This window comes from Tepidimonas fonticaldi (genome assembly GCF_001675355.1).
In the GTDB taxonomy this organism is placed as follows: Bacteria; Pseudomonadota; Gammaproteobacteria; order Burkholderiales; family Burkholderiaceae_C; genus Tepidimonas; species Tepidimonas fonticaldi.
On the sequence record NZ_LZDH01000065.1, the window covers coordinates 51,939 to 77,800 of the forward strand.

Sequence of the window (25,862 nt, forward strand, 5' to 3'; positions counted from 1 at the left end):
CATGGACACCGCCCCCCATTCCCCCGCGACCGCGTCGGCGCACGGCACCGCAGCCGAGCCGCTCGCGCGCGTCGAGCACTTTTTTCAGACGCTCACACCGGCCTCGCTGTCGGGGTTGGACCGCGTGTACAGCGAAGACGCCTGGTTCAAGGACCCGTTTCACGAGGTGCGGGGCGTGCCCGCCATCCGCGCGGTCTTCGAGCACATGTACCGCCGGCTCGACGCACCCCGGTTCGTCGTGCGCGACCGCCTGGGGGACGCGCGGCAGGGGTTTCTCACCTGGGACTTTGTCTTTCGCTTCCGCGGCGAGTCGGGCGAGCGCTGCATCCGCGGCAGCACCCACCTGCGCTTCGCGCCGGACGGGCGCGTGCACGAGCACCGCGACTACTGGGACGCGGCGCAGGAGCTGTACGAACAACTGCCCGTGCTCGGCGCGCTGATGCGCTGGCTGCGCCGACGGGCCGGCGCACCGCACTGAGATCGGCATTCGGCCCCATGGCGGTACAGATCGTCTGGTTCAAACGCGACCTGCGCGTACACGACCACGCCCCGCTGGCGGCGGCGGCGCGCGCCGGCCCGGTGCTGCCCCTCTACATCGTCGAGCCCAGCCTGTGGCAGCAGCCCGACAGCGCGGCCCAGCATTGGGGCTTCATCCGCGAGAGCCTGATCGAGCTGGACGCCGCGCTGCGCGCAACCGGCCTGCCACACGCACGGCTGCATGTGGCGGTGGGCGAGGCCGTACCGGTCTTGGAGGCCCTACACCGGCACATCGGCATCGGCGCCCTGCACGCGCACGAGGAAACCGGCAATGCCCACACCTACGCGCGCGACGAGGCCGTGCGGCGCTGGGCGCGCAGCCACGGCATCGCGGTGCACGAGGCGCGGCAGTTCGCCGTCATCCGCGGCCTGCGCCAGCGCGACCGTTGGCTGGCCCACCGCGAGCGGCTGATGGCCGAGCCGGCGGTGCCCTGGCCGCCGCCGCGGCTGACCTTCGCCCGCTGGGCTGACGCCGACGACACGGTGGCGGAGTTCGGGCACGGCGAGGCCCCCGTCGCGTGGCACTGGCAGGCGGGTCGTTGGGCGCCCGTCCCGTGGCCCGACGCCCCCGCGCTGGGGCTGGACCCGTGGGAGCCCCCGCACCGCCAACGCGGCGGACGCCGCGCGGGCGAAGCGACCCTGACCGATTTCCTGGACGACCGGGCGGCGCGCTACCGGGGCGGCATCTCGTCGCCACTGTCCGCGCCGCAGGCCTGCTCGCGGCTGTCGCCCTATCTGGCCTATGGCGTGCTGGGCCTGCGCGAGGTGGTCCAGGCCACGCGCGCCCGGCGCGCGGAGGCCGCGGCGATGGGGCCCGCCACCGGGGCCGCCCTGGAACGCCGCCTTGCCGCGGGTCTGCGCGCCTTCGAAAGCCGGCTGTACTGGCACTGCCACTTCATCCAGAAACTGGAGAGCGAACCGACCCTGGAATGGCACAACCTGCACCGGGGCTACGACGGCCTGCGCGAGGACGACTGGAACCCCGCGCACTTCGACGCGCTGCGGCAAGGCCGCACCGGCTGGCCGCTGGTGGATGCCTGCATCGCCGGGCTGCACGACACGGGCTGGCTCAACTTCCGCATGCGGGCGATGCTGGTCTCGGTCGCAGCCTACCCCTTGTGGCTGCACTGGCGCGGAATCGGTCACTGGCTGGCCCGGCTCTTCCTGGACTACGAGCCGGGCATCCACTGGCCGCAGATGCAAATGCAGTCGGGCACGACGGGCATCAATGCGACGCGGGTCTACAACCCCATCAAGCAGGCCCTGGACCACGATCCGCAAGGCCTGTTCGTGCGGCGCTGGCTGCCGGCGCTGCGGCGCGTGCCGGACGCCTGGCTGTTCGAGCCCTGGCGCATGCCCCCCGACCTGCAGCGGCGCTGCGGCGTGACCGTGGGGGTGGACATTCCGACGCCGCTGGTGGATCTGGAGCACGCCCTGCGCCGCGCCAAGGCGCGGCTGCACGAGCGGCGCGCGCAGCCGGCCGTGCGCGCCCAGGCCAGCGCCGTGGTGCAGCGCCACGGCTCGCGGCGCGGCATGCCCGCCGGCCGCGACGAGCACGGGCGCGAACCCGCCCCCCGCCGCCGCGGCCCTCCGCCAGCCGCCCAACTGAGCCTCTGGTAACCATGCACCGCAAACCCCGCTTGCCCACCAAACTCTGCGCCGTCTGTGGCTTACCCTTCGCGTGGCGCCGCAAATGGGCGCGCGACTGGGACCAGGTGCGCTACTGCTCCGAGCGGTGCCGCCGCCAGCGCGCCCACACCGACGGCCCCGGCGCGCCGCCCGCCACGCCCGCACCCCCGCGCCGATGACCGCCGCCCCCGACACAGCGACTGGGCCGACGCTGCGCCTGATCCTGGGTGACCAGCTCGATCCGCTGCACCCCTGGTTGGCCCAGCGGCGGGCGGACGTGGTGTATGTGTTGATGGAAATGCGGCAGGAGACGGACTACGTCCTGCACCACGCCCAGAAAGTGCTGGCGATCTTCGCCGCGATGCGCACCTTCGGCCGGCACCTGCGCGGGGCGGGGCACCGCGTCCGGTATGTGACCATCGACGACCCGAGCAATCGCCAACGGCTCACCGCCAATCTGGACGCACTCATCGCGCACTACCGCGCCGTGGCCGTAGAGTACCAGTGGCCCGACGAATGGCGGCTGGACGCGCAGCTGCGTGCCTGGGCCGCGCAGGCGCCCGTGCCGGTGCGCGCCGCCGACAGCGCGCACTTCTACACCCCGCGCGACGGGGTGGCGCGCGCGCTGGCCGGCCACCGGCAATGGGTCATGGAGCACTTTTATCGCCAACAACGCCGCCGGCACCGGGTGTTGATGGACGGTGACCAGCCCGCCGGCGGACGCTGGAACTTCGATGCCGACAACCGCCAGCCCTGGCGCGGCGACCCGCCACCCCCACCGGACACGCGCCCCAGCCACGACCACCGCGCGCTGTGGCACTCGCTGGTGGCGGCGGGCGTGCGCACCGTGGGCGATCCGCAGGCCGACGCCCTGCGCTGGCCCGTCGACCGGGCCGAGGCCCTGACGCAACTGGACGCGTTCATCACCCACGCCCTGCCGCACTTTGGGCGCTTTCAGGACGCGCTGTCGTCCCGGCACACGCGCCTGTTCCACTCGCTGCTGTCCTTTGCCCTCAACGTCAAGATGCTGCGGCCGCAGGAGGTGGTCGCGCGCGCCGAAGCCGCCTGGCGCGACGGGCACGCACCGCTGCCCGCGGTCGAAGGTTTCGTGCGCCAGATCCTGGGCTGGCGCGAGTATGTGCGCGGCGTCTACTGGGCCCACATGCCGGACTACACCCGCCGCAACGCGCTGGGGCACGCCCGCGCGCTGCCCGCCTGGTACTGGAGCGGCGACACCGGCATGGCCTGCCTGCGCGTGGCCCTGCGCCAGACGCTGGACGGTGCCTACGCGCACCACATCCAGCGCCTGATGGTCACGGGCAACTTCGCCCTGCTGGCTGGCTGCGCTCCGCAGGAGGTACACCGCTGGTACCTGGGCGTCTACATCGACGCCTTCGAATGGGTGGAAGCCCCCAACACCCTGGGCATGAGCCAATGGGCCGACGGCGGGCTGATGGCCACCAAACCCTACGTCAGCAGCGCCGCCTACCTGCACCGCATGGGCGACCACTGCAACGGCTGCGCCTACGACCCCAAACAGCGCGTGGGCGAGCGGGCCTGCCCCTTCAACGCGCTGTACTGGGACTTTCTGGCGCGCCACCGCGAGCGGCTGGCCGCCCAGCCGCGCATGGCCGTGATCGTGCGGCAACTGGATCGCATGGCCCCCGCCGACCTGCAGGCCCTGCGGGCCCAGGCGGCGACGACCCTGGAGCGGATCGACCGGCTGTGATCGTGGCGGGTCCGCCGTCAGTCCCGCCCGCCAAACAGCGTGCCCAGCGGGCCGCCCTCCTCGCCCCCACTGCCGCCACCGCCCCGGCTGGCCGGCGCGGCGGCAAACACCCGCGACGCCAACCGCGCAAACGGCAGCGACTGCAGCCAGACGGTGCCCGGCCCGCGCAGCACCGCGAAGAACAAACCCTCGCCGCCGAACAGCGCGGTCTTGATGCCGCCGACGAACTCGATGTCGAAATCCACGCCGCGGGTGTAGGCCACCACGCAGCCGGTATCGACCCGCAACAGCTCGCCCGCGGCCAGCGTGCGCTGGAGCACCGTGCCGCCGGAATGGCAGAAGGCCAGCCCATCCCCGTCGAGCTTTTGCATGATGAAGCCCTCGCCGCCGAAAAAGCCCGTGCCCAGCCGGCGCTGGAAGGCAATGCCCAGCGACACACCGCGCGCGGCGCACAAAAAAGCATCCTTCTGGCAAATGATCGTGCCGCCGTGCTGCTGGAGGTCGAAGGGGATGATCTTGCCGGTGTAGGGCGCGGCGAATGCGACGCTGCGCTTGCCGCTGCCCTTGTTGACGTACACGGTCGTGAACAACGACTCGCCCGTGATGAGCCGCTTGCCCGCGCCGAGCAGCTTGCCGAACAGCCCGCCCTGCGCCGCGCTGCCATCGCCAAACACGGTCTCCATCTGGATGCCGTCTTCCATGTACATCAGGCTGCCCGCCTCGCCGATCGCCGCCTCGCCGGGGTCCAGCTCCAGTTCCACCAGCTGCATGTCGTCGCCGTACAGGCGGTAGTCGATCACGTCCATGGCCATGGTTGTCGTCCTTTCATCGAAAATCAAAAATGATTGACTCAAGGTGCCGACTGGCCGGGGGCCAAGCCCCCTTCGACCGTCAGCGAAAACCGCAGTTGCTCGATCGGCGGGCAACCGTCCCGATCCGGCCGCCCCAGACGCACCGATTCGATCTGCAACCGACCGCGGCCATAACTGGCGATGCGCTCGGTGGAGGGCGGCTCGCGCATGTCGGCCACCGCCGGCGAAAAGATGAACTGTCGCGGATTTTCCGGCCCGGCCTCGGCCTGATAGGGGCGACTCTTGCAGCGTCGCGGATTCTTCATGAAGTGCCAGCCTTCGATCTCGCGCGGGTTGGGCTGAAAATGCAGCGGCGGGGTCAGCCGCGCCAGGTTGTCGGCCTCGGGCCGGCGCGGATCGGCCACCATGATCTCCCAGCCCCAGGGACGCGGCTCCAGCACCACGTCCAAGCCGTCGGGCAGGCGCTGCTGCCAGCGCTCGCCGGCCTGCAGCGTCGCACGCCAACGCAATGCATAGCGGGGAGCGCTCACACGTTCGCGCAGCTCATCGAGCGGCCAGCCGCCCGGATGGCTGGTCGATAGGGCGCGACCGTCAACGATGCGCACGGCGTGCTCACCGCAATGCGACAAGGCGTGGCCTTGGCCCGATTTGGCACCCGGCCCGTCGAGCGCCAGCACCCATTCGCTGCCGACCGGGAAATCCGCCAGCGGCGGCCGGCAGTTCGCCCCATCCCCCATGCCCACCACCAGCCCGCTGTCCAACAAACCACCGTGCCACAGCTCGAGCACTTGCACGACCATCTGCGCACGCGCGGGCTCATGACGCACGACCCGCGCACGCACGATCAACGGGGAACGGGCCGCCTGCTGCAAAAAATCACCTTCGTTGCTGCAGGAGCAGGCCGCCGCCGGCAACGGCGCCAGCCAGCCGGCGAGCAAGGTCAAAAGGCTCAACACGGCGCGGACGCTCCACCCCATGACAAGGCGTTCAAGGAGTCTGTAGTTCATCAGCCATACACCGGCAAAGCGCCTGGCGAGCGCCAAGCTGGGGACAGGCCTCGAGCGCCCGCTGGCGGGCATCGCGGGCCTGACGCTGCAGATCGGGGCGCAAGGCCGGATCGAGGTCCGGCGCTGCTAGCGCGGCGATCAGACGATGGGCTTGCAGCAGGTGCAGGAAAGGCGCCAGGGCGCTATCGGGCCGCTCGGCCAGCCACGCCTGCACGTAGCGCGCCTCCGTGAGCGGCGCCTCGGCCTTCCCTTCCCATTCGATGTGCAACGGAAACGCCGCGGCGAAGGCCTGGGCCAGCGCATGCACCTGCGCACCGAGCAGCCATTCGATCTGTGCGGCGAGCTGCGCGCGGCGCGCCGGCAGCGCCCGCTCGGGGCCGGCGGCGGACGGATCGTGCCACAAGGGCGAGGTGGCCGGCAGCGTGGCCAGATAGTCGCGCACGCAGGCCGACTGCGCGGCCAGCGGTTTCAGGTCGCTGGCCGGGCGCGCCGCGCGCAGCACGAAGTCGGCCAATCCTATCGGCGGCTCTGCATGCGCCAAGCCCGCCGCCAGCAGCAGCGCAAGCCATGCGGGGCCAAAGTGTTTCATCACGGCGACTCCCGCGTATCGCCATCGGCCCAGCGGCGCGAACCGAAGGTGAACATCGGCAACACCAGCGGCAGCATCCAGACCAACATCCAAGGTGTCAAGGCATCGCCAGATGGACGATCGCCAGCCAAGCCATGCCACGCCCAGAACACGGCCAGCAGCTCCAGCAGCAAGGGAGCCATCATCAGCCGCCAATACCGGGTTTGCGGATGGCGCCAGGGCGCGCCGCGCACCACCGCCAGCGCCGCCAGCAGCACGATCACCAGGCCGCCCAGCGCAACCGCCCATTTGGCCTGGATCGCAAACACCAAGGCAAGCGCTGCCACCCAGGCAAAGCCGCCGGCCCAGCCCAGCGACCAGCCCAGCTTTTCCCCACGCCTCGCGTCCATGTCTCGGCCCCTTTCGTCACGAGGTTTGCCATGACGGATTCTGAGACACTTTGGCCCGAAACGCGCGCCAGCGCCTGCCCCCACCGCCTCGATGAAAACCTTCCACAACCCCCACCACGCCCTGCATCAGGGCCGGCACGAGATGTTTCGCGGGCGCCTCGTTGCGTGTCACGAGGTGCCCGCGCGGCTGGACCATGTGCGCGCGGAGCTGCAGCGCCGGGCGCTGGGCAGCCTGCACGAGCCGGTGATCGACGATGCGGCGCTGGATGCCGCGATCGCCCGCGTGCACGACCCGCGCTACGTCGCTTTTCTGGCCCATGCCTGGGACGAGTGGGTGGCCCTGGACCCGAGCAATGCCCAGCGCGACGCCCTGCCCTCGGTGTGGCCGCTGGGCAACCCCCATGCCTTTCGGCGCGACCGCCCGCCGGCCAACTTTGCCGCGCGGCTGGGCCTGTACGCCTTCGACGCCGGCACGCCGTTGATGGCGGGGACCTGGACCGCCGCCCGCAGCGGCGCGGCCTGCGCGCTGGCGGCCGCCCGCGCCGTGCAGGACGGACAGCGCGCCGCTTTTGCGCTGACACGCCCGCCCGGCCACCACGCCGGCCCCGACTTTTTTGGCGGGTACTGCTTCCTCAACAACGCCGCCATCGCCGCGCAGGCGCTGCGGGATGCGGGCCGGGCGCGCGTGGCCGTGCTGGACATCGACTACCACCACGGCAATGGCACGCAAACCCTGTTTTACGAGCGCGCCGACGTGCTCACCGTGTCGCTGCACGGCGACCCCCAGACCGAATACCCGTTCTTCCTGGGACATGCCGACGAGCGGGGCGCCGGCCCCGGCGAGGGCTTCAACCTCAACCTGCCGCTGCCGCGCGGCACCGGCTTTCCCGCGTGGCGCGCGGCGCTGGAGCGCGCCGTTCGCGCCGTGGCGGACTTTCGCGCCGACGCTCTGGTGGTACCCATGGGCATGGACACGTTCGAGGGCGATCCGATCTCCGGCTTTTTGCTGCGCAGCGCCGATTACACGACCGTCGGGCGCCTGCTGGCCGAGCTGGGCTTGCCGACGGTCTTTACCTTTGAAGGCGGCTACGCGGTGGCCGAGGTAGGCATCAACGCCGTCAACCTGCTCGAGGGCTTTTGGCAGGCGGCCTGAGCCGCACCCCATCAGCGCGTCAGCGCGGCATAAAGCATCGGCAGCGTCTCCGGCAGGCGCTCGACCCGATCGATCACGCGGTAGTGCCGCCCCCCGAAAATGCGGCTCACATAGTCGTCGGCGCGCGGGTCCAGGCTGAGGCAAAAGGTCAGCACCCCCTGGCGCGCCGCCGCCTCGACGGCTTTGCGCGCGTCCTGTCGCAGGTACGAGGGATCGCGCACATCCACGTCGGCGGGCTCGCCGTCGGTCACCACCAGCAGCAGCCGTCGGCGCTGGGGCCGGCGGGCCAGGGCCGCCGTGGCGTGCCGGATCGCCGCGCCCATGCGGGTGGACAGCTGGCCCTGCATGCCGGCCAGACGCGCCTTGGCCAGATCGTCGTAGGGCTGATCGAAGTCTTTGAAGCGCCAGTAGTGCACATCGTGCCGGCCGTCGGAGCAAAAGCCGTGGATGGCAAAGGGATCGCCCACCTTCTGGATGGCGTCGGCCAGCAAGGCGCAGGCCGCGCGCGTGAGCTCCAGCACCGTGTGGGTCTGCCCCGCCACCCGGTCGTTGGTGGACTGGGACAGGTCCAGCAACACCAGCACGGCCAGGTCGCGCGTCTTGCGCACGTGGCGCATCATGATCCGGGGATCGGGCATGCACCCCAGCCGCAGGTCGGTCAGCGACGACAGGGCCGCATCCAGATCGATGTCGTCGCCGTCCTCCAGGGGGCGGATGCGCTGCACGCCCTGCGGCTGGAGCGCCTCCAGGATCCGCTTCATGCGTGCGATCAGGCGCCGGTATTCGAGCAGAATGCCGTCGATCACGGCCGGATCCCCGGACGGCGCCCGGCGCTCCTGCAGCGTCACCCAGGCCGGGCGTTCGAGCTGAATCTGGTGGTCCCACTCGCCGTAGTGCACGGGCGGCAGCACGGGCTCGCGGCCTTCGCTCTCGTTGTAGGACACGCCCAGGTCTTCGTAGGGGAAGAGCTCCGTGCCCAGCACCCAGACCTCCTGCGCGTCATCGCCCGCGGTCTCCACGTCCAGCTCGTTGACGAACTCCATCACCGACACATGCTTGCGCACCTGTCGCGGGGCGCCTTGGGCCATGGCGGCGGCGTGCTCGGCGTCCCACCCCACAAAGGCCCAGAAGTAGCGGTTGTCGTCGCGGTACACGACGGCCGACTCGTCCGCCCGCGGGCGGAACTCGGGCCCCTGGGCCAGCGCGCGGTAGTGGTGCGCCAGCGCCACGCCGATATTCCACGACACGGTGTTGTCGTACGGCTGGGCCAGGATGCGCGGCTGCGCGTCGGCCCACAGCGTGCGCCCCAGCGCAATCCAGGGGTGGTCGTCTGCATGGCCGGGGTCGATCAGCGCGCGCGCCAGTCGGTCCAACCAATCCCTCGCGGTCTCGGCTCGGCCGTTGGGCGTCACGGTGTGCAGCCGCGCCCACAGCGGCCGCAGACCGGGAAAGCGCGCCAGGGCCAGGGCTTCGACGCGCGCATCCTCCACCACGCCGATCAGGGCCATTTGCCACGGCGTCAGCCCCTCGGCCGAGCTGGACTGGCGGGTGAACACCAGATGCGCGGCGGCGTGCGCAGCGGCCGCGCGGTACAGCTCCGCCGCGGCCACCGTGCCGGCGGGCCCCTCGACCGCGTCGTAGGCATCGGGCAGGTGGATGATGCCGTCCTCGATGAAGGGGCGAGCGCCTTCGCGCTGCTCGAAATCGGCCGCCGTGGGCCGCAGATAAAAATCGCGCCCCCACAGCGCCCGCAGGTACATCTGGATGCGCCGCTGCACGTCCACCAACAGGGTGCCCTTGCGCTCCTGTTGCAGCATCGCCAGGGATTCGCGGGACTGCAGATCGAAGTACGCGGTCAGCTCCTCCGGCTGGGTGCGGTGCGCCTGCACGCCCCAATGCGCCCAGCGGCGCAAGCCCCCCAGGCTGAACTGCCCCAATAGCGTGTCGAGCCGGCCCAGCATGGGCCGCAAACCGCGCGGCGCCTGCGCCGCGAGCGTGCCCAGAAACTGCAGGTACTGCAAAAACAGCGCCGCATCGGCCAGCCGGCGCGCCGCCGTGGGTGCGGTCGACAACACCCGCTCGATCACCGCGCCCGAGGTTTTGGATGCCAGCCGCAGTGCGGCGCTGGCCAGCTCGGCCACGGCGTCCTCGCCCACCTCCCGCGCCACCTGCGGCGCGGCGTCGATCCAGGCCTCGACCACGGCGTCGCCGCGCCCCAGGCCCTGCAGCGCCACCGCGCCCCCCACATAGCGGTCCAGCCCGTGTGCCGAAAAGACCTTGGTGGCTTCGGTCCAGCGCTGCTCGATCCGCTGGCGTAGCCCCGACGGCAGTGCCGCGGCCTGCTCGCCCAGATCGTGCAAGGGGGCGCCCATGGCCGCTCAAAAAAAGGTCGCCACGGCCGCGTCGAGCGCGTCGCGCATGTCCGGGTCGTCCGTGATGGGGCGCACCAGCGCCACGCCACACGCCGCCAGGGGCGACACGCCCTGGGCGATCAGGCTGCCCGCATGGATCAACATGCGCGTGGACAGGCCTTCGTCCAGGCCGTGGCCCTTGAGGTTGCGCGCGCGCTCGGCAATCGCCACCAGCTTGTCGGCCACCTCGGCGCTCACCCCTGTCTCGTGGGCGACGATCTCCGCCTCCACCGCATGCTCCGGGTAGCCAAAGTCCAGCGCCCCGAAGCGCTGCTTGGTCGATTGCTTCAGGTCCTTCATCAGGCTTTGGTAGCCCGGGTTGTACGAGATGACGATCTGGAAATCCGGATGGGCCCGCACCAGCTCGCCTTTCTTTTCCAGCGGCAGCACGCGGCGGTTGTCGGTCAGCGGGTGGATGACGACCGTGGTGTCCTGGCGCGCCTCCACCACCTCGTCCAGGTAGCAGATGGCCCCGTGCCGCGCGGCCAGGGCCAGCGGCCCGTCCTGCCAGCGGGTGCCGCTCGCCTCGAGCAGAAAGCGGCCCACCAGGTCCGAGGCCGTCATGTCCTCGTGGCAGGCCACGGTGATCAGCGGCCGCGACAGCTTCCAGGCCATGTACTCGACGAAGCGGGTTTTGCCACAGCCGGTCGGGCCCTTGAGCATCATGGGCATGCGCACCGAGTACGCCGCCTCGAACAGGGCCACCTCGTCGGCCACGGGTCGGTAGTACGGCTGGCGCGTGACGCGGTAGCCAGCCAGAACGTCATCGGCCATGGCTCGGCACCCTCACACGGTCTTGCCGCGGTAGATGACCATCGAGGCGCCCTGCGACTGCTTGAAGTTGTCGTAGCCGATCAGGCGCACATGGTGGTCGGGGTTGGCGCGGTGGCAGGCCTCGGCCTCGGCCAGGATGCGGTCGATATCGGTCTCGCCAAACATCGGCAGCTTCCACATGTACCAGTACGAGTCCATCATGTACTGGGGCTCGGTGTGCTCGATGGCCGGGTTCCAGCCCCGGCTGACGATGTAGGCCACCTGTTTGCGGATCTCCTCCGCGCTCATCGGGGGCAGGTACGAGAAGGTCTCGAACTTGCGGCTGGCCGGGTCGGAGAGCCGGGAGTGGTAATCCATCACGTCGGACATGGCGTTTCCTTTCGCTGGGTGGGGGGACGGTCGAACGGTGGGGTCACTTGTGGGCGACGTCGAGCTTGTCCACGGTGTCGAACTCGAAGCGGATTTCCTTCCAGGTCTCCATCGCGATGCGCAACTCCGGCGAATGGCGCGCGGCCTCGGTGAGCACGGCCTTGCCTTCCTTCTCGACGGCGATGCCCTCGTTGCGGGCCTTGACGCAGGCCTCCAGCGCCACCCGGTTGGCACAGGCGCCGGCCGCGTTGCCCCAGGGGTGCCCCAGCGTGCCGCCGCCAAACTGCAGCACCGAGTCGTCGCCAAAGATGGACACCAGCGCCGGCATGTGCCACACGTGGATGCCCCCCGAGGCCACCGGCATCACCCCCGGCATGGAGCCGAAGTCCTGATCGAAGAAGATGCCGCGGCTGCGGTCCTCCCGGATGAAGCGCTCGCGCATGATGTCGATCCACCCCAGGGTGGAGGCGCGATCGCCCTCGAGCTTGCCGACCACGGTGCCCGAGTGCAGGTGGTCGCCGCCGGACAGGCGCAACGCCTTGGCCAGCACGCGGAAATGGATGCCGTGGTGCGGATTGCGGTCGATCACCGCGTGCATGGCGCGGTGGATGTGCAGCAGCACCCCGTTGCGGCGGCACCAGTTGGCCAATCCGGTGTTGGCGCAAAAGCCGCTGGTCAGGAAATCGTGCATGATGATCGGCATGCCCAGCGACTTGGCGAACTCGGCGCGCTCGTACATCTCCTCCGGCGTCGGGGCGGTCACGTTCAGGTAGTGCCCCTTGCGCTCGCCGGTCTCGCGCTCGGCCTTGTGGATCGCCTCGGCCACGAACTCGAACCGCTGGCGCCAGCGCATGAACGGCTGGCTGTTGACGTTTTCGTCGTCCTTGGTGAAGTCCAGCCCGCCGCGCAGGCACTCGTAGACGGCGCGGCCGTAGTTTTTGGCCGACAGGCCCAGCTTGGGCTTGATGGTGCAGCCCAGCAGCGGCCGGCCGTATTTGTTCATGATGTCGCGCTCGACCTGGATGCCGTGCGGCGGCCCGCCGCAGGTCTTGACGTAGGCGATGGGAAAGCGCACATCCTCCAGCCGCAGCGCGCGGATCGCCTTGAAGCCGAACACATTGCCGACCAGCGAGGTGAACACGTTGACCACCGACGCTTCTTCGAACAGGTCGATCGGATAGGCCACGAAGGCGTAGAAGCAGGTATCGTCGCCGGGCACGTCCTCGATGCGGTAGGCGCGGCCCTTGTAGTAGTCCAGGTCGGTCAGCAGGTCGGTCCACACCGTGGTCCAGGTGCCGGTGGACGATTCGGCCGCGACGGCGGCGGCGGCCTCCTCGCGGTCCACCCCGGGCTGGGGCGTGATCTTGAAACAGGCCAGGATATCCGTGTCCTTGACCGTGTAGTGCGGCTCCCAGTAGGTGCTGCGGTACTCCTTGACGCCGGCGTTGTAGGTTTTCGCGGCCATGCTGACTCCTCGGGCTGGTGGTTCGGTCGTCCCGCGATGCGGGGCTGGAACGGATTCTGGACGCCCAATTCGTTGATGAAAAGTAAAATATCAAAACGATATTGTTTTATTTGAATAAACATGAATCCCCGCCACCTCACCCTGCACCAGTTGCGCATCTTTCTGGCGGTGGCGCAACACGGCAGCTTTGCCCGCGCGGCCGAGGCCCTGCACCTGGCGCCGCCCACCCTGTCGCTGCAGGTCAAGCAGCTGGCGCAGACCGTGGGGCAGCCGCTGTTCGAGCAGATCGGCAAGCGCATCTACCTGACGGCGGCCGGGCACGCCATGGCCGATGCCTGCCGCGACATCGAAGACCGGCTGCAGCGGCTGGCAGAGGACGTGGCCGCCCTGCAAGGGGTGGAGCGCGGACGGCTGCGCCTGGCCATCCTCACCACGGCCAAATACGTGGTGCCCAAGCTGCTTGGGGGGTTTTGCGCGGCGCACCCGGGCATCGAAGTGGCCATGGTGGTGGGCAACCGCGAAACGCTGGTGCAGCGCCTGGCGCAAAACCAGGACGACCTCTACGTCCTGGGCCAGCCGCCGGAGCACCTGGACGTGGTGTGCGAGGCGTTTGCCGACAACCCCCTCGTGCCCATCGCCCCACCGGGCCACCCGCTGGCGGGCGTGCGCGCGATCCCGCCACAGCGGCTCGCGCAGGAGCCTTTCATCCTGCGCGAGCCGGGCTCGGGCACGCGGCTGACGACCGAGCGTTTTTTTGCGGCGCACGGGGCACGCCTGCGCACCCGGCTGGAAGTGGGCAGCAACGAAGCCGTCAAGCAAACCGTGGCGGGCGGGCTGGGGGTGGCCGTGCTGTCGGCACACACGGTGGCCGCCGAGCTGGCGCTGGGCGAGCTGATCGCGCTGGACGTGGCGGGCTTTCCGCTGCTGCGGCGCTGGCAGATCGTCTATCCGCACGGCAAGCGGCTGTCGCCGGCGGCGCTGGCCTTCAAGGCGTGGTTGCGGGACCACCGCCCGACGGCGGCGGTGCCGTCGCCCTCTGCGGCCGGATGAGCACCTCGTCGATGCGGCGGCCCTCGGTGGACCGCACCTCGAACACCCAGCCGCCGATCTCGACCCGCTCCCCCGGCGTCAGCAAGCGGCCGGCCACCATCAGCATCAGCCCGGCCACGGTGTGGTAGCGGTCCTTGTCCTCGTCGGGCAAGGCATCGATCTCGAGCCGGGCCTTGAGCTCGTGCACCGGCATGCTGCCATCGACCCGCCAGCTCCCGTCGGACAGCGGGGTGGCCCAGGCCTCCTGCGGCTCGTCGGCCGACAGTTCGCCCGTGATCGCCTCCAGCAGATCCAGCGGCGTGAGCATCCCCTGCACCACGCCGTACTCGTCCACCACGAACACCATGCGCATGGCGCGGGCGCGAAACTGCTCCAGCAACTCCAGCCCGCTCAGCGTCTCGGGCACGAAGGTCGCCGGCAGCGCGTCGCGCGCCCAGTCGGTCTCGCGCCCGCCGATCTCGTCCAGGGCCATCAGGTGCGTCAGCGCCACCACGCCTTGCACATGGTCCAGCCCGCCACGGGCCACCGGATACCACGAGTGCCCGCTCTGGCGCGCGCGGCGCAGCACCTCGGTCAGCGGCTCGCCCGCCTCCAGCCAATCGATGTCCGAGCGCGGCACCATCAGGCTGCCCAGCTGCCGGTCATCCAGCGCCAGCACATTGCGCACCATGCGGTGCTCCTGCCGCTCGATCACGCCGGCGCCCAAGCCTTCGCGCAAGCTGGCGTGGATCTCCTCCTCCGTCACCGCGCGGGCCGCGTCGGTGTCGATGCGCAGCAGACGTAGCACCGCATGCGTGGTGGCCGACAGCAGCAGCACGAAGGGCTTGGCCACCCGGGCCACACCGGCCATGGGCCGTGCCACCCAGCGCGCGACGGCCTCCGGGTAGAGCTGGCCGATGCGCTTGGGCACCAACTCGCCAAAGACGATTGTCAAGAACGTGATGGCCGCCACGACGATGGCCGTGGCGGACACCGAGGCCGTCACGTCGGACCACCCCCAACCGCGAAACCGGTCGGCCAGCCCGTCGCTGAACGCCGCCTCGCCCACGATGCCGTTGAGCATGCCGATGGAGGTGATCCCCACCTGCACGGACGACAAAAACTGCGTCGGGTTGTCCAGCAGTTGCAGTGCGGCGCGGGCCCCTTTGTCCCCCGCGTCGGCCAGGGCCGACAGTCGCGCCCGGCGGCTGGCCGCCAACGCCAGCTCGGACATGGCAAACGCCCCATTGAGCAGGGTCAGAAAGACGATCAGCAGGATATCCATAATGTGCGCCCATGGCACTGTACCTGATTGGCGACGTCCAGGGCTGCGACGGCGCGCTGCAGCACCTGCTGGACGAAATCGGCTTTTCCCCCAGCCGGGACCGCCTGGTCCTGCTGGGCGATCTGGTCAACCGCGGCCCGGCATCGCTGGCCGTGCTGCGCCGGCTGCAGGCGCTGGAGGGTTCGGCCGATGCCCTGCTGGGCAATCATGACCTGCACCTGCTGGCCGTCGCGGCCGGCGTGCGGCCGCCGCACCGCAACGACACGCTGGACGGCATCCTCGGCGCGCCGGACCGCGCGGCCCTGCTCGACTGGCTGCGCCAGCGACCGCTGGCGATGGCGCTGCACGGCTGGCTGCTCGTGCACGCCGGCGTGCTGCCGCAGTGGTCGGCGGCGCAGGTGCTGTCGCTGGCGGCAGAGGTGCAAGCCCTGCTGCGCGGGCCCGACCTGACCGACTGGCTGCACCAGATGTACGGCAACCAGCCCGACCGCTGGAGCGACGACCTGCAGGGCCCTGCGCGCTGGCGCGTCATCGTCAATGCCCTGACGCGGCTGCGCTTTTGCACCGCCGAGGGGGTGATGGAATTTGCCACCAAAGACAGCGCGGCCGACGCCCCCGCCGGGTACCTGCCGTGGTTCGACGTACCCGGGCGCCGCTGTGCCGGCACGCCAGTCGCGTTTGGCCACTGGTCCACCCTCGGGCCGCTGCAACGCGCGGACCTGCTGGCGCTGGACACGGGCTGCGTCTGGGGCGGGCAGCTCAGCGCGGCCTGCCTGCCGCACGCCCCCGTGGCGGACGCACGGCAGGTCGAAATCATCCGGATACCGTGTCCGCAGGCTCAGGCACCGGGTCGGGGGATGTGAGCGCCGGCAACGGCGCACGCAACAGGGCCGGCACCTTGCGCTTGGGCCGGATGTAGGCCGACAGGCCTTTGGGCGCGGGAGCCTTGGCCGGTTGCTCCCATTCCGGTTGGGCATCGGGCGGCAGGGACGGCTCGTACGGGCGGTCGTACAGCGGGTCTGCCGGCGCGCGCCGCTCGGCCGCCGGGCGCATCGGCCGGCCGGGACGCGCCGCAGGCTCGGCGCGCGCAGGTGCCTCACCGCCTTCGGCCTCGGGCGCCTGCCACAGGCGCTGGCCGTCGTTGTGGCGCGCAGGCCGGCCGCGCGGGCGGCGCTCGTCTTCGATCTCCAGCGGCTCGACCTCCGCCTTGCGGCCGATCAGCTTCTCGATATCCGCCAGGGAGCGGGCATCGCGACCGCTGACGAAGGAGATCGCCAACCCCGACGCGCCTGCCCGCCCGGTGCGCCCGATGCGGTGCACATAGTCCTCGGCGTTGAAGGGGATATCGACGTTGAAGACCGCGGGCACATCCTTGATGTCGAGGCCACGTGCGGCGACGTCGGTGCACACCAGCAGATCGACCTGCCCCTGCTTGAAGGCGTCGAGGGCTTTGAGACGCTCGTCCTGGCTTTTGTCGCCGTGCAGCGCCGCCACGCGCAGGCCGTCGCGCTCCAGCGACCGGGCCAGGCGCGCGCAGCCCAGCTTGCTGTTGACGAAGACGAAAGCCTGCTTGACCTGCTCCTGCCGCACCAGTTGCTTGAGCGCCTGGCGTTTGTCGTCCTCTTCCACCCGGTAAAAGCGCTGCTCCACGGTCGCCGCCGTGGTGTTGGCGCGCGCCACCTCGATCACCACCGGATCCTGCAGATAGCTCGATGCCAGGCGCTTGATCTCGGGCGAGAAGGTGGCGGAAAACAGCAGCGTGGTGCGCTGCTTGGGCAGGTAGGACAGGATGCGTTGCAGGTCGGGCAGAAAGCCGATGTCGAGCATGCGGTCCGCCTCGTCGAGCACCACATACTCGACCTGATTGAGCACCGCCGTCTTGGCCTCGATGTGGTCGAGCAGCCGGCCGGGCGTGGCGACCAGAATCTCCACCCCCTTGCGCAGTTCCTCGACCTGCGGCTTCATGTCCATGCCGCCAAAGACGACCGCGCTGCGCAGCGGGGTGTACTTGGCGTACAGCTTGACCTGCTGCGCTACCTGGTCCGCCAGTTCACGGGTCGGCAGCAGCACCAGGGCACGCACAGGGTGCCGCGCCGGCGAGGTGGACGTATTGGCGTGGCGCAACAGCCGTTGCAGCAACGGCAGCGAAAACGCCGCGGTCTTGCCGGTGCCGGTCTGGGCGGCGCCCATCACGTCACGGCCCTGCAGCACGACCGGAATGGCCTGTGCCTGAATGGGCGTCATGGTCGCGTAGCCCATCTCGGCCACGGCCCGGGCCAGCGGCTCGGCCAGATTCAGTTCGGAAAAAGCTTGTGTCATGTGGTGTTATTGTCGCACCGCAGCACGAAAGGCGCCACCGATGAACGACGAAGGGCCCTGCGGGCCCCTCGTTCGCACCGGTGGCGCACCCCGCACGGGCGGCACCTATCCGTCAGGCAAAGGACGGCGCGGGGTCGCTGGTCGGGCGCCCGTGGAAATCGGTCCAGCAGCGCCGCGTGAAGTCGTACAGCTTGCAGCGGCGCGCGGTGTCGAAGTACCAGCGCCAGCTGAAGCGCTGGATGATGATGCGCCCGGGCAGCATGTCCTCCAGCTTCTTTTGCGCCTGCTTGAGCTTGTACAGCGGCACGCTCATGTCCACATGGTGCGCGGTGTGCTCCATGATGTGGTGCATCAGCGCGCCGATCTTCAGCGGGAACTCCAGGTGCACCGTGGTCGACACGAACGGAGCCGCCTTGGCCCAGGCCACCTTGTCATCGTGCCATTGCACCGCTGGGTGCGTGTGATGCACGTACACCACGAAACCGATCATCGCGTTCCAAAACACGAACGGCACGACGAAGCCCATGACCACCTGCAGCCACACGGATTGCCCCGTGGCCAGCGCGGCCCCGACCATGCCGCCGATCCACAACAGCGCGACGCCCAGCACGAACACCCCGTCCCACATGAACTCGGGACGGCGCGTGCCCATGTAGGTCTTGCGCGGGAAGAACATGCGCAGCCACCACATCTCGATGAAGTAATACAGCGCGGGCCCCCAGCCGCTGCGGTAGATGCGCTCGAGCAAACGGCGCCCCGGCGACAGGGCATCGAACTCCGCCTTGGTCAGCGGCGCCCAGACGAAGTCCACCCCTTTCAGGTTGGTGTAGCCGTGGTGCACGACGTTGTGGCCGACCTCCCACAGGCTGTAGGGGGTGAGCGACGGGATCATCGCGATGCGGCCCAGCAGCTTGTTCAAGCCGCGGTGGGGCGTGTAGCTCTGGTGGCAGGCGTCGTGACCGATGATGAACAGCCGCCCGATGGTGAAGCCGGCCGCCAGCCCGCACAACAGCTTGGCCCACCACGCCTCGAAGGCAATGGTGCCGACGATCAGCGCCGCAAAAATCGCCCAATCCAGCACCAGCAAGGCGATCGCGATGGGCGTGCGGCGTTCGCCCAGCGGTGTGATCCAGCCACGGATGACCTTGCGGTGGGGCAACGGCTGCCCCGGGGGGATGGGTTGGGACGCCTCGGGCGCGGACACGATTTCGGTGGCGGACATGACAAATCGTTGGGACAGGGCTGACGCTGATGAGCCGGCGCAAGTATGCCCGATGATGCCTGCCCCCGTTTGATACAGGTCAAGCGACAACCGCCGATATCACCGCGCTGTTGCGTTCCCCACAAAGACCCACCGCGTCTTATAATGGCAGGCTTTGCTGGCAACATCCACCAATCCCAGAAGGAATTCAGCCCATGGCAACCAAGTCGAAGAAGTCGCCGCGCCTGGCCTCCGGCCGCAAGCGCGCGCGCCAAGACGTCAAACTCAACGCCCACAACGCGTCGCTGCGCTCGCAGTACCGCACCGCCGTCAAGAAAGTGGAAAAGGCCGTCGCCGCCGGCGACAAGGCCAAGGCCACCGAGCTTTTTGCCCAGATGCAATCGATCGTCGACTCCGTCGCGGACAAGGGCATCTTCCACAAGAACAAGGCCGCTCGCGACAAGAGCCGCCTGTCGGCCAAGGTCAAGTCCCTGGTCGCTGCGTCCGCCTAAATCCCGGACACCCTCGCCCGGACCCCGCCGGCGGCCAGCCGGCCGGAATGTCCGCCTTGGAACGGGTGCGCTGCCAGCAAAACCCCATCTCAACGCCGCCGTGGCCTACGCCCGGCGGCGTTTTTCATGGGGCACGCGTCATGGGGCGCGCAGATCCGAAAAACGGCGGCAGCGCGGATCAGCCGCGCGGCGGATCGGGCAGCAGACAGGCCTCGGTCACGACCAGGTCGTTGTCGCGCGCAAACCCCATCACGAAATCCCATGCCCGCTCGTCGTAGTCGCGCAACGCGCGGTTGACGACGACGCACTTGACGCCATTGATGACGGTGGGGATCACCCAGGGCGAGTAGCACAGGTGGGCGCCGTGCCCCTGCGCGGCCTGGGGATGAAACGGACTCATCACGCCCGCCAGGCGCTCGGCCCAGTCGCTGGGGCGAAACGTGCGGCCACTGCGCGTGACCCCCTGGATGAAGATTTCTTGGGCGTTGGGCGTGACCATCGCGCGGACGGCCGCGGCCGGTGGGCGCGCGGCGACAGGGAGGGTGGGTGGACGACCCCGAACACGGGGCGGAGGTGGCGCGAGGATCGCCCGGCCACGTGGAAAATTGTATCTTATATAAGACTTCGCCGCGTCCATCGCGGGTCCGCCAACCATCGACGGGCAGGCCCTAGAATCGCGCTTTCCCCGGCTGGCCCCTGCCCAACCCTTCACGCTGGATGCCCATGAACGCCACCCCTGCCCCGACCGAGCCGCACGTGATGTCCACCTACGGACGCGTCCCGATCCTGCTGACGCACGGGCGTGGCTGCCGGGTGTGGGATGCCGACGGCCGCGAGTACCTCGACGCGCTGGCCGGCATCGCGGTCAACACGCTGGGCCACGCGCACCCGCGGCTGGTGCGCGCGCTGCAGGACCAGGTGGCGCAACTGATTCACGTCAGCAACTACTACCACCACCCCTGGACCGAGCCGCTGGCCGCCGCCCTGTGCGAGCGCTCCGGCCTGGACAAGGTGTTTTTCTGCTCCAGCGGGCTGGAGGCCAACGAGGCGGCGCTCAAGCTCGCCCGCAAGTTCGGCCACGACAAGGGCATCGCCCGGCCGCAGATCGTCGTGTACGAGCGCGCCTTCCACGGCCGCTCGATCGCGACGCTGTCGGCCACCGGCAACCCCAAGGTGCAGGCGGGCTTCGAGCCGCTGGTGGAGGGATTCATCCGCGTGCCGATCAACGATCTGGAGGCGCTCAAGCGCGCCACCGACGGCAATCCCGACGTCGTGGCGGTGTTCTTCGAGGCCATCCAAGGCGAAGGCGGCGTGCACCCGCTCGAGCCGGACTACATGGCCGGCGTGCGTGCCCTGTGCGACGAGCGCGACTGGCTGCTGATGATCGACGAGGTGCAGTGCGGCATGGGCCGCACCGGCAAGTGGTTCGCCCACCAGTGGGCCGGTATCCGGCCCGACGTGATGCCGCTGGCCAAAGGGCTGGGGTCGGGCGTGCCGATCGGCGCGGTGGTGGCCGGTCCGCGCGCGGCCCAGATCTTTCAACCCGGCAACCACGGCACCACCTTCGGCGGCAACCCGCTGGCCACGCGCGCGGGGCTGGAGACCATCCGCATCATGGAGGACGAGGGCTTGCTCGACAACGCCGCCGCCGTGGGGACGCACCTGCACACCCAGCTCTGGGCCGAGCTGCACGGCCTGCCCGGCGTGCGCGAGGTGCGCGGCAAGGGCCTGATGATCGGGGTGGAGCTGGATCGCCCCTGCGGCGTGCTGGTCAACCGCTGCGCGCAGGCCGGGCTGCTGCTGTCCGTGACCGCCGACCGGGTGATCCGCCTGGTGCCGCCGCTGATCCTGTCGCGCGCCGAAGCCGACGAGATCGTGGCCAAGCTGGTGCCCCAGGTGCGCGCCTTCCTGAACGAGACCTCCGCATGAAACACTATCTGCAATTCAAGGACCTGCGCGCGGACGAGTACGCCTATCTGTTCGAGCGGGCAGACTTCATCAAGCGCAAGTTCAAGGCCGTCGAAAAGTACCAGCCCTTCGCCGATCCGGACCGCACGCTGGCGATGATCTTCGAGAAGGCCAGCACGCGCACGCGCGTCAGCTTCGAGGCCGGCATGTACCAGATGGGCGGCTCGGTGGTGCACCTGACCACCGGCGACAGCCAGCTCGGCCGCAGCGAGCCGATCGAGGACACCGCGCGCGTCATCAGCCGCATGGTGGACCTGGTGATGATCCGCACCTTCGAGCAGAGCAAGATCGAGCGCTTCGCCGCGCACTCGCGCGTGCCGGTCATCAACGGCCTGACCAACGAGTTTCACCCGTGCCAGATCCTGGCCGACCTGTTCACCTGGCTGGAGCACCGCGGCCGCCGCAGCGACGGCACACTGGATCCGGGCGCGCTGCGCGGCATCACAGTGGCCTGGGTCGGCGACGGCAACAACATGGCCAACACGTGGCTGCAGGCGGCGCAGATCCTGGGCTTTCGCGTGCACATCAGCACGCCGCGCGGCTACGAGGTCGACCCGGCCGTGGCCGGCGTGCCGCGCGGCGACTTCTGGCAGGTGTTCGACGACCCGATGGAAGCCTGCCGCGGCGCCGACCTCGTCACCACCGACGTGTGGACCAGCATGGGCTACGAGGCCGAAAACGAGGCGCGCCAGAAGGCCTTCGCCGCCTGGCGCGTGACGCCGGCGATGATGGCGCAGGCCAAGCCCGAGGCGCTGTTCATGCACTGCCTGCCGGCGCACCGCGGCGAGGAGGTCGACGCCGAGGTCATCGACGGCCCGCAATCCGTCGTCTGGGACGAGGCGGAAAACCGCATGCATGTGCAGAAGGCGCTGATGGAATACCTGCTGCTCGGCCGGCTGTGAGTGCGATGAGCGAGTGTCAGCGTTGCGGCGCATGCTGCGCCTGGTTCCGGGTCGATTTTTCGGTGTACGAAACGCAGGACGGCGGCGGCCAGGTGCCGGACGGGCTGACCGTGCCCGTCACTGGCACCACCGTGCGCATGCGCGGCACCGACCACTGGCCCCCGCGCTGCACCGCCTTGGCGGGGCGCGTGGGCGAACAGGTGGCCTGCGGCATCTACGAGTGGCGACCCTCGCCCTGCCGCGAATTCGCCGAGGGCAGCGACGCCTGCCAGCGCGCGCGGGCACGTCACGGTCTGCCGCCGGTACCGCCTGCCTGATCGCCGGACTGACCGCCCGCCACCGATGGGCCGGCGGGGCGACCGATCACAGACGGCGCTTGGCCGGTATCCCTTGTTCCAGCGCCTGCTCGATGCGGCGGCACAGGGTGCGCAGCACCTCGATGCGCGACCACAGCTTGTCGTCCGACGCCACCAGATGCCACGGGGCGACCCGGGTCGAGGTACGGTCCACCATGTCTTGCACCGCCCGTTCGTACTGCGGCCATTTGTCGCGGTTGCGCCAGTCCTCCGGGGTGATCTTGAACTGCTTGTGAGGCGTGGCCTCGCGCTCGCGAAAGCGGCGCAGCTGCTCCTGCGGCGTGATGGCCAGCCAGAACTTGACGATGATCACCCCCGCCTCGGTCAATTCCTCCTCGTAGGCGTTGATCTCGCCATAGGCGCGCATCCAGTCGGCCTCGGCGCAAAAGCCCTCCACCCGCTCCACCAGCACCCGCCCGTACCACGAGCGGTCGAAGATGACTGCGCGGCCATGCGGCGGGATGTAGCGCCAAAACCGCCACAGATAGGGCTGGGCGCGCTCGTTCTCGTTGGGGGCCGCAACGGGCACCACGCGGTAAAAGCGCGCATCCCAAGCCGCGGTCAGGCGGCGGATGGTGCTGCCCTTGCCCGCGGCATCCATGCCTTCGAACACCACCACCAGCGAGCGGCCGCGCAGGCGCAGATCGCGGCTCAATCCGTTGAGCCGGCCCTGCCAGCGCTCCAGCAGGCGCTCGTAGCGCTCGTGCGTCAGCCGCCGCCCGTAGTCCTGCGCCTTGAGCAGCGTCACGTCGTCGCCCGGCGCCTCGATCACGCTGGCGGGCAACGGCCCCTGGGGCGGCACGGGCGACGCCGGCGCCGCCGCGTGGCGCAGCACCGACAGCAGATGCCGCCCCGCCGTCAGATGGCGGTAGGCTTCGTCGCTGCCTTCGATGACGATCCACGGCGCTTCGCCCAGGCTGGTCTTGCGCAGCGCCTCGTCGCTGGCGTCGATGAAGTCGTCGTAGCGTTTGAGGTTCGCCCTTTCTTGCGGGCCGATGCGCCACGCCGTGCGGGGGTCGGACGCCAGCGCCTTCAGGCGCGCTTTGGCCGCCTGCCGGGACAGGTGAAACCAGAACTTCACCAGCACCACGCCCTCGGCCGTCAGCATGCGCTCGAACTGGCGGATGCGCTCCAGCCGGTGGGCGAAATGGTCGCGGCTGTCGCGCCCCTCGACCCGCGCCAGGATCGGATCGGTGTACCACGAGCCAAACAAAATCCCGATGCGCCCTTTGGGCGGCAACACCTGCCAAAACCGCCACATCTCGGGCCAGCGGCGGTCTTCGTCGGTCATGGCGCCGAACGCCTCGGTCCGTATGTGCCGCGGGTCCATCCAGGCGTTGAGCGTGTTGACCGTCTCGCTGCGCCCGGCCCCGTCCACGCCGTTGATGAGGATGACCACGGCGCGGGTGCCGCGGCGCAGCAACTCGTATTGGGCATCGAGCAAGGCGGCCCGCAAGGCCGGCACTTCGGCTTTGTAGGTGGCGCGGTCGATGCGGTGGCCGATTTCGGCCGAATCAAACATGGCGGTCTCCCTCCGTGATCGGCGTGACCATGTTATACCCTACCCAGTCACGCCGAATCGCCTATAATAAAGAGCTTTGCTGGCAAAACCCCGTCGGCCGTGATCACCTTGAAGACGGGGAACCCCTGCCAGGCAAGCCGGCGTCGGGTCTGATCTTCCCCACGTGCGGCCCTGGCACACCATGGAAACCATTGGCCAATGACCACCATTCGCGTTAAAGACAACGAACCGTTCGACGTCGCCCTGCGCCGCTTCAAGCGCACGATCGAGAAGCTGGGCCTGCTCAATGAGCTGCGCGCCCGCGAGTTTTACGAAAAGCCCACCGCCGAGCGCAAGCGCAAGAAGGCCGCGGCCGTCAAGCGCCACCTCAAGCGCGTGCGCTCGCAGCAGCTGCCGCAGCGTCTGTACTGATCGACCGGACGCGACGGCCGGCAACGGCAGATCCTGGCCCGCTGCGCCCGGTTTTGCCTGCCGTTCCCGGCCGACCCCAAAGCCCGCCAGAGGACGCTCCGGCGGGCTTTGTTGCTTGCTCACGACACCCTAGGACTGGACACCCCATGGCACTGAAGGACCGGATCACCGACGACATGAAGACCGCCATGCGCGCCAAGGACAGCGCGCGTCTGGGCGCCATCCGCCTGCTGCTCGCCGCGATCAAGCAAAAAGAGGTCGATGAGCGCGTGACGCTGGACGATGCGGGGGTGATTGCGGTCGTGGACAAGTTGCTCAAGCAGCGCCGCGACTCCATCGCCGCTTACGAACAAGCCGGCCGCACCGACCTGGCCGACAAGGAGCGCGCCGAGGCCCAGGTGCTCGAGGCCTATCTGCCCGCGCGGCTGGACGCCGCGGCGATCGCTGCGGCCGTGCAAGCGATCGTCGGCCGCGTCGCCGCCGACCTGGGCCGCTCGCCCACCCCCGCGGACATGGGCAAGGTCATGGCCTTGGCCAAGGCCGAGCTGGCCGGGCAGGCCGACATGGGCCAGGTGTCGGCCGCGGTCAAGGCCGCCCTGGCGGGCTGACCTCCGACGCGCTGCGCATGGGCGCCGCCCCAGCCTTTGCTGCGGACGCCCCGATCGGGGTGTTCGACTCCGGGGTGGGCGGCCTGTCGGTGTTGCGTGAAATCCGGGCTCGCCTGCCGGCCGAGCGGCTGATTTACGTGGCGGACTCGGGGCACGCGCCCTACGGCGACAAATCGCCCGCCTATGTGCAGGCCCGTGCCGAGCACATCCTGGCCCAGTTGCGGCACGCCGGCTGCAAGGCCGTCGTGGTCGCCTGCAACACCGTCACCGGGCTGTCGATCCGCGCCTTGCGCGAACGCCATCCGGACTGGCCGCTCGTGGCCATCGAGCCGGCCGTCAAACCCGCGGCCGCCCTTACCCGCAGCGGCGTCGTCGGCGTGCTGGCGACCCGCAACACGGTGAACAGCCCCGGACTGGCGCGCCTGATCGCGGCGCATGCGGCCGGCGTGCGGGTGCTCCCGCAAGCCTGCCCGGGCTGGGTGGAGCGCGTCGAACGCGGCGAACTCGACGGCCCCGACACCGAGGCTGCGGTCGCACAGCGCGTGCGGCCGCTGCTCGCGGCCGGGGCCGACGTGCTCGTGCTCGGGTGCACGCACTACCCTTTCCTGCGCCCGGTGATCCAGCGCATCGCCGGTCCGGACGTCACCGTCCTGGACCCGGCCCCCGCGGTCGCGCGCGAACTGGCGCGCCGGCTCGACGAGGCCCACCTCACCACGCCCGGCGCTGCCCCCGGCGACGTCGTGTTTTGGACGAGTGGCGACCTGGCCCAGACGGCACGCGTGATCGGGCTGCTGTGGGGGCAGGCCGTACAAGTGCTGCGCCTGCCCGACGGCGCCACATAACCCCTCAATACCCCTGCTCTGCGCACGGCTTTGTGAATCCGTC

The 25,862-nt window shown here is 69.7% G+C and carries 27 protein-coding genes; 14 read left to right on the forward strand and 13 right to left on the reverse strand.

What is annotated here, in order from left to right:
- Position 1 precedes the first annotated feature (1 nt).
- The 4 genes from A9O67_RS10490 to A9O67_RS10500 are packed head-to-tail and all read left to right on the forward strand — an operon-like array spanning position 2 to position 3,895.
- Complete coding sequence (locus A9O67_RS10490; RefSeq protein ID WP_068610094.1) at positions 2-478, forward strand: nuclear transport factor 2 family protein; 477 nt, start codon at positions 2-4, stop codon at positions 476-478.
- Between the two features lie 17 nt (positions 479-495).
- Positions 496-2,157 (forward strand): cryptochrome/deoxyribodipyrimidine photo-lyase family protein, encoded by a 1,662-nt coding sequence (locus A9O67_RS10495; protein WP_068610096.1) that lies wholly within the window; start codon positions 496-498, stop codon positions 2,155-2,157.
- Positions 2,158-2,159: 2 nt separating this feature from the next.
- Positions 2,160-2,345, forward strand: coding sequence for a DUF2256 domain-containing protein (locus A9O67_RS13215; RefSeq protein ID WP_082955525.1), 186 nt, complete (start codon positions 2,160-2,162; stop codon positions 2,343-2,345).
- A complete protein-coding gene (locus A9O67_RS10500; protein ID WP_068610098.1) occupies positions 2,342-3,895 on the forward strand; it encodes a cryptochrome/photolyase family protein in 1,554 nt (517 codons plus the stop codon). Before A9O67_RS13215 ends, A9O67_RS10500 begins: the two co-directional genes overlap by 4 nt.
- A gap of 17 nt (positions 3,896-3,912) precedes the next feature.
- Here the strand turns inward: A9O67_RS10500 and A9O67_RS10505 are convergent, their stop codons facing one another.
- The 4 genes from A9O67_RS10505 to A9O67_RS10520 are packed head-to-tail and all read right to left on the reverse strand — an operon-like array spanning position 3,913 to position 6,692.
- On the reverse strand, positions 3,913-4,707 hold the full coding sequence (locus A9O67_RS10505; RefSeq protein WP_068610100.1) for a TIGR00266 family protein: 795 nt from the start codon (positions 4,705-4,707) through the stop codon (positions 3,913-3,915).
- Between the two features lie 38 nt (positions 4,708-4,745).
- A complete protein-coding gene (locus A9O67_RS10510; RefSeq protein ID WP_197484477.1) occupies positions 4,746-5,684 on the reverse strand; it encodes a hypothetical protein in 939 nt (312 codons plus the stop codon).
- Between the two features lie 10 nt (positions 5,685-5,694).
- Entirely contained in the window at positions 5,695-6,303 is a 609-nt protein-coding gene (locus A9O67_RS10515) for a hypothetical protein (RefSeq protein WP_068610104.1), read from the reverse strand.
- The gene (locus A9O67_RS10520; protein WP_068610107.1) at positions 6,303-6,692 is read right to left on the reverse strand and encodes a hypothetical protein; all 390 of its coding nucleotides are present in this window, start codon (positions 6,690-6,692) and stop codon (positions 6,303-6,305) included. Before A9O67_RS10520 ends, A9O67_RS10515 begins: the two co-directional genes overlap by 1 nt.
- A 91-nt stretch (positions 6,693-6,783) precedes the next feature.
- Between A9O67_RS10520 and A9O67_RS10525 the strand changes: the two genes are divergently transcribed.
- Positions 6,784-7,845: a histone deacetylase family protein gene (locus tag A9O67_RS10525; protein ID WP_068610108.1), complete on the forward strand. Its 1,062-nt coding sequence runs from the start codon at positions 6,784-6,786 to the stop codon at positions 7,843-7,845.
- An 11-nt stretch (positions 7,846-7,856) separates the two neighbouring features.
- On the opposite strand, the gene A9O67_RS10530 is transcribed toward A9O67_RS10525, so the two are convergent.
- Genes A9O67_RS10530 through A9O67_RS10545 form a run of 4 tightly spaced genes read right to left on the reverse strand, consistent with a single transcriptional unit; the run spans position 7,857 to position 12,864 of the window.
- The gene (locus A9O67_RS10530; protein ID WP_068610110.1) at positions 7,857-10,217 is read right to left on the reverse strand and encodes a nitric oxide reductase activation protein NorD; all 2,361 of its coding nucleotides are present in this window, start codon (positions 10,215-10,217) and stop codon (positions 7,857-7,859) included.
- Between the two features lie 6 nt (positions 10,218-10,223).
- Positions 10,224-11,030 (reverse strand): CbbQ/NirQ/NorQ/GpvN family protein, encoded by an 807-nt coding sequence (locus A9O67_RS10535; protein ID WP_068610112.1) that lies wholly within the window; start codon positions 11,028-11,030, stop codon positions 10,224-10,226.
- Positions 11,031-11,042: 12 nt separating this feature from the next.
- Entirely contained in the window at positions 11,043-11,399 is a 357-nt protein-coding gene (locus tag A9O67_RS10540; protein ID WP_068610114.1) for a ribulose bisphosphate carboxylase small subunit, read from the reverse strand.
- Positions 11,400-11,442: 43 nt separating this feature from the next.
- Positions 11,443-12,864 (reverse strand): form I ribulose bisphosphate carboxylase large subunit, encoded by a 1,422-nt coding sequence (locus A9O67_RS10545; RefSeq protein WP_068610116.1) that lies wholly within the window; start codon positions 12,862-12,864, stop codon positions 11,443-11,445.
- Positions 12,865-12,984: 120 nt separating this feature from the next.
- Between A9O67_RS10545 and A9O67_RS10550 the strand changes: the two genes are divergently transcribed.
- Positions 12,985-13,914 carry a LysR family transcriptional regulator gene (locus A9O67_RS10550; protein ID WP_068610118.1) on the forward strand — a complete coding sequence of 310 codons (930 nt, stop codon included), beginning with the start codon at positions 12,985-12,987 and terminating at the stop codon, positions 13,912-13,914.
- Here the strand turns inward: A9O67_RS10550 and A9O67_RS10555 are convergent.
- A complete protein-coding gene (locus A9O67_RS10555) occupies positions 13,850-15,178 on the reverse strand; it encodes a hemolysin family protein (protein WP_068610120.1) in 1,329 nt (442 codons plus the stop codon). The genes A9O67_RS10550 and A9O67_RS10555 overlap by 65 nt on opposite strands.
- An 11-nt stretch (positions 15,179-15,189) precedes the next feature.
- Here A9O67_RS10555 and A9O67_RS10560 point away from each other — a divergent pair, with 11 nt between their 5' ends.
- Positions 15,190-16,041, forward strand: coding sequence for a symmetrical bis(5'-nucleosyl)-tetraphosphatase (locus A9O67_RS10560; RefSeq protein ID WP_068610122.1), 852 nt, complete (start codon positions 15,190-15,192; stop codon positions 16,039-16,041).
- Here the strand turns inward: A9O67_RS10560 and A9O67_RS10565 are convergent.
- Both A9O67_RS10565 and A9O67_RS10570 read right to left on the reverse strand, forming a co-directional pair.
- Positions 15,992-17,497, reverse strand: a complete 1,506-nt coding sequence (locus tag A9O67_RS10565) for a DEAD/DEAH box helicase (RefSeq protein ID WP_068610124.1) — start codon at positions 17,495-17,497, stop codon at positions 15,992-15,994. The genes A9O67_RS10560 and A9O67_RS10565 overlap by 50 nt on opposite strands.
- A 112-nt stretch (positions 17,498-17,609) precedes the next feature.
- Positions 17,610-18,719 (reverse strand): fatty acid desaturase, encoded by a 1,110-nt coding sequence (locus tag A9O67_RS10570; RefSeq protein ID WP_068610126.1) that lies wholly within the window; start codon positions 18,717-18,719, stop codon positions 17,610-17,612.
- 194 nt (positions 18,720-18,913) lie between these two features.
- Between A9O67_RS10570 and rpsT the strand changes: the two genes are divergently transcribed.
- Positions 18,914-19,210, forward strand: a complete 297-nt coding sequence (gene rpsT / locus A9O67_RS10575; protein WP_068610128.1) for a 30S ribosomal protein S20 — start codon at positions 18,914-18,916, stop codon at positions 19,208-19,210.
- 178 nt (positions 19,211-19,388) lie between these two features.
- On the opposite strand, the gene A9O67_RS10580 is transcribed toward rpsT, so the two are convergent.
- On the reverse strand, positions 19,389-19,709 hold the full coding sequence (locus A9O67_RS10580; RefSeq protein ID WP_068610130.1) for a DUF3579 domain-containing protein: 321 nt from the start codon (positions 19,707-19,709) through the stop codon (positions 19,389-19,391).
- A 224-nt stretch (positions 19,710-19,933) separates the two neighbouring features.
- Between A9O67_RS10580 and A9O67_RS10585 the strand changes: the two genes are divergently transcribed.
- From A9O67_RS10585 to A9O67_RS10595, 3 genes are read left to right on the forward strand one after another with little or no spacing between them, the layout of a single operon-like run.
- Positions 19,934-21,139 carry an aspartate aminotransferase family protein gene (locus A9O67_RS10585; RefSeq protein ID WP_068610132.1) on the forward strand — a complete coding sequence of 402 codons (1,206 nt, stop codon included), beginning with the start codon at positions 19,934-19,936 and terminating at the stop codon, positions 21,137-21,139.
- Positions 21,136-22,080: an ornithine carbamoyltransferase gene (argF, locus tag A9O67_RS10590; protein WP_068610134.1), complete on the forward strand. Its 945-nt coding sequence runs from the start codon at positions 21,136-21,138 to the stop codon at positions 22,078-22,080. The genes A9O67_RS10585 and argF overlap by 4 nt, the downstream gene beginning before the upstream one ends.
- 5 nt (positions 22,081-22,085) lie before the next feature.
- Positions 22,086-22,397, forward strand: a complete 312-nt coding sequence (locus A9O67_RS10595; protein WP_068610136.1) for a YkgJ family cysteine cluster protein — start codon at positions 22,086-22,088, stop codon at positions 22,395-22,397.
- A gap of 46 nt (positions 22,398-22,443) precedes the next feature.
- On the opposite strand, the gene pap is transcribed toward A9O67_RS10595, so the two are convergent.
- Complete coding sequence (pap, locus tag A9O67_RS10600) at positions 22,444-23,958, reverse strand: polyphosphate:AMP phosphotransferase (protein ID WP_068610138.1); 1,515 nt, start codon at positions 23,956-23,958, stop codon at positions 22,444-22,446.
- Positions 23,959-24,156: 198 nt separating this feature from the next.
- On the opposite strand from pap, the gene rpsU reads away from it, so the two are divergent.
- The 3 genes from rpsU to murI all read left to right on the forward strand — a co-directional run bounded on the left by rpsU (position 24,157) and on the right by murI (position 25,819).
- Positions 24,157-24,369 carry a 30S ribosomal protein S21 gene (rpsU, locus tag A9O67_RS10605; RefSeq protein ID WP_068610140.1) on the forward strand — a complete coding sequence of 71 codons (213 nt, stop codon included), beginning with the start codon at positions 24,157-24,159 and terminating at the stop codon, positions 24,367-24,369.
- 146 nt (positions 24,370-24,515) lie between these two features.
- The gene (locus tag A9O67_RS10610; RefSeq protein ID WP_068610142.1) at positions 24,516-24,977 is read left to right on the forward strand and encodes a GatB/YqeY domain-containing protein; all 462 of its coding nucleotides are present in this window, start codon (positions 24,516-24,518) and stop codon (positions 24,975-24,977) included.
- 17 nt (positions 24,978-24,994) lie between these two features.
- Entirely contained in the window at positions 24,995-25,819 is an 825-nt protein-coding gene (murI, locus tag A9O67_RS10615) for a glutamate racemase (RefSeq protein ID WP_068610144.1), read from the forward strand.
- The last annotated feature ends 43 nt before the right edge of the window (positions 25,820-25,862 follow it).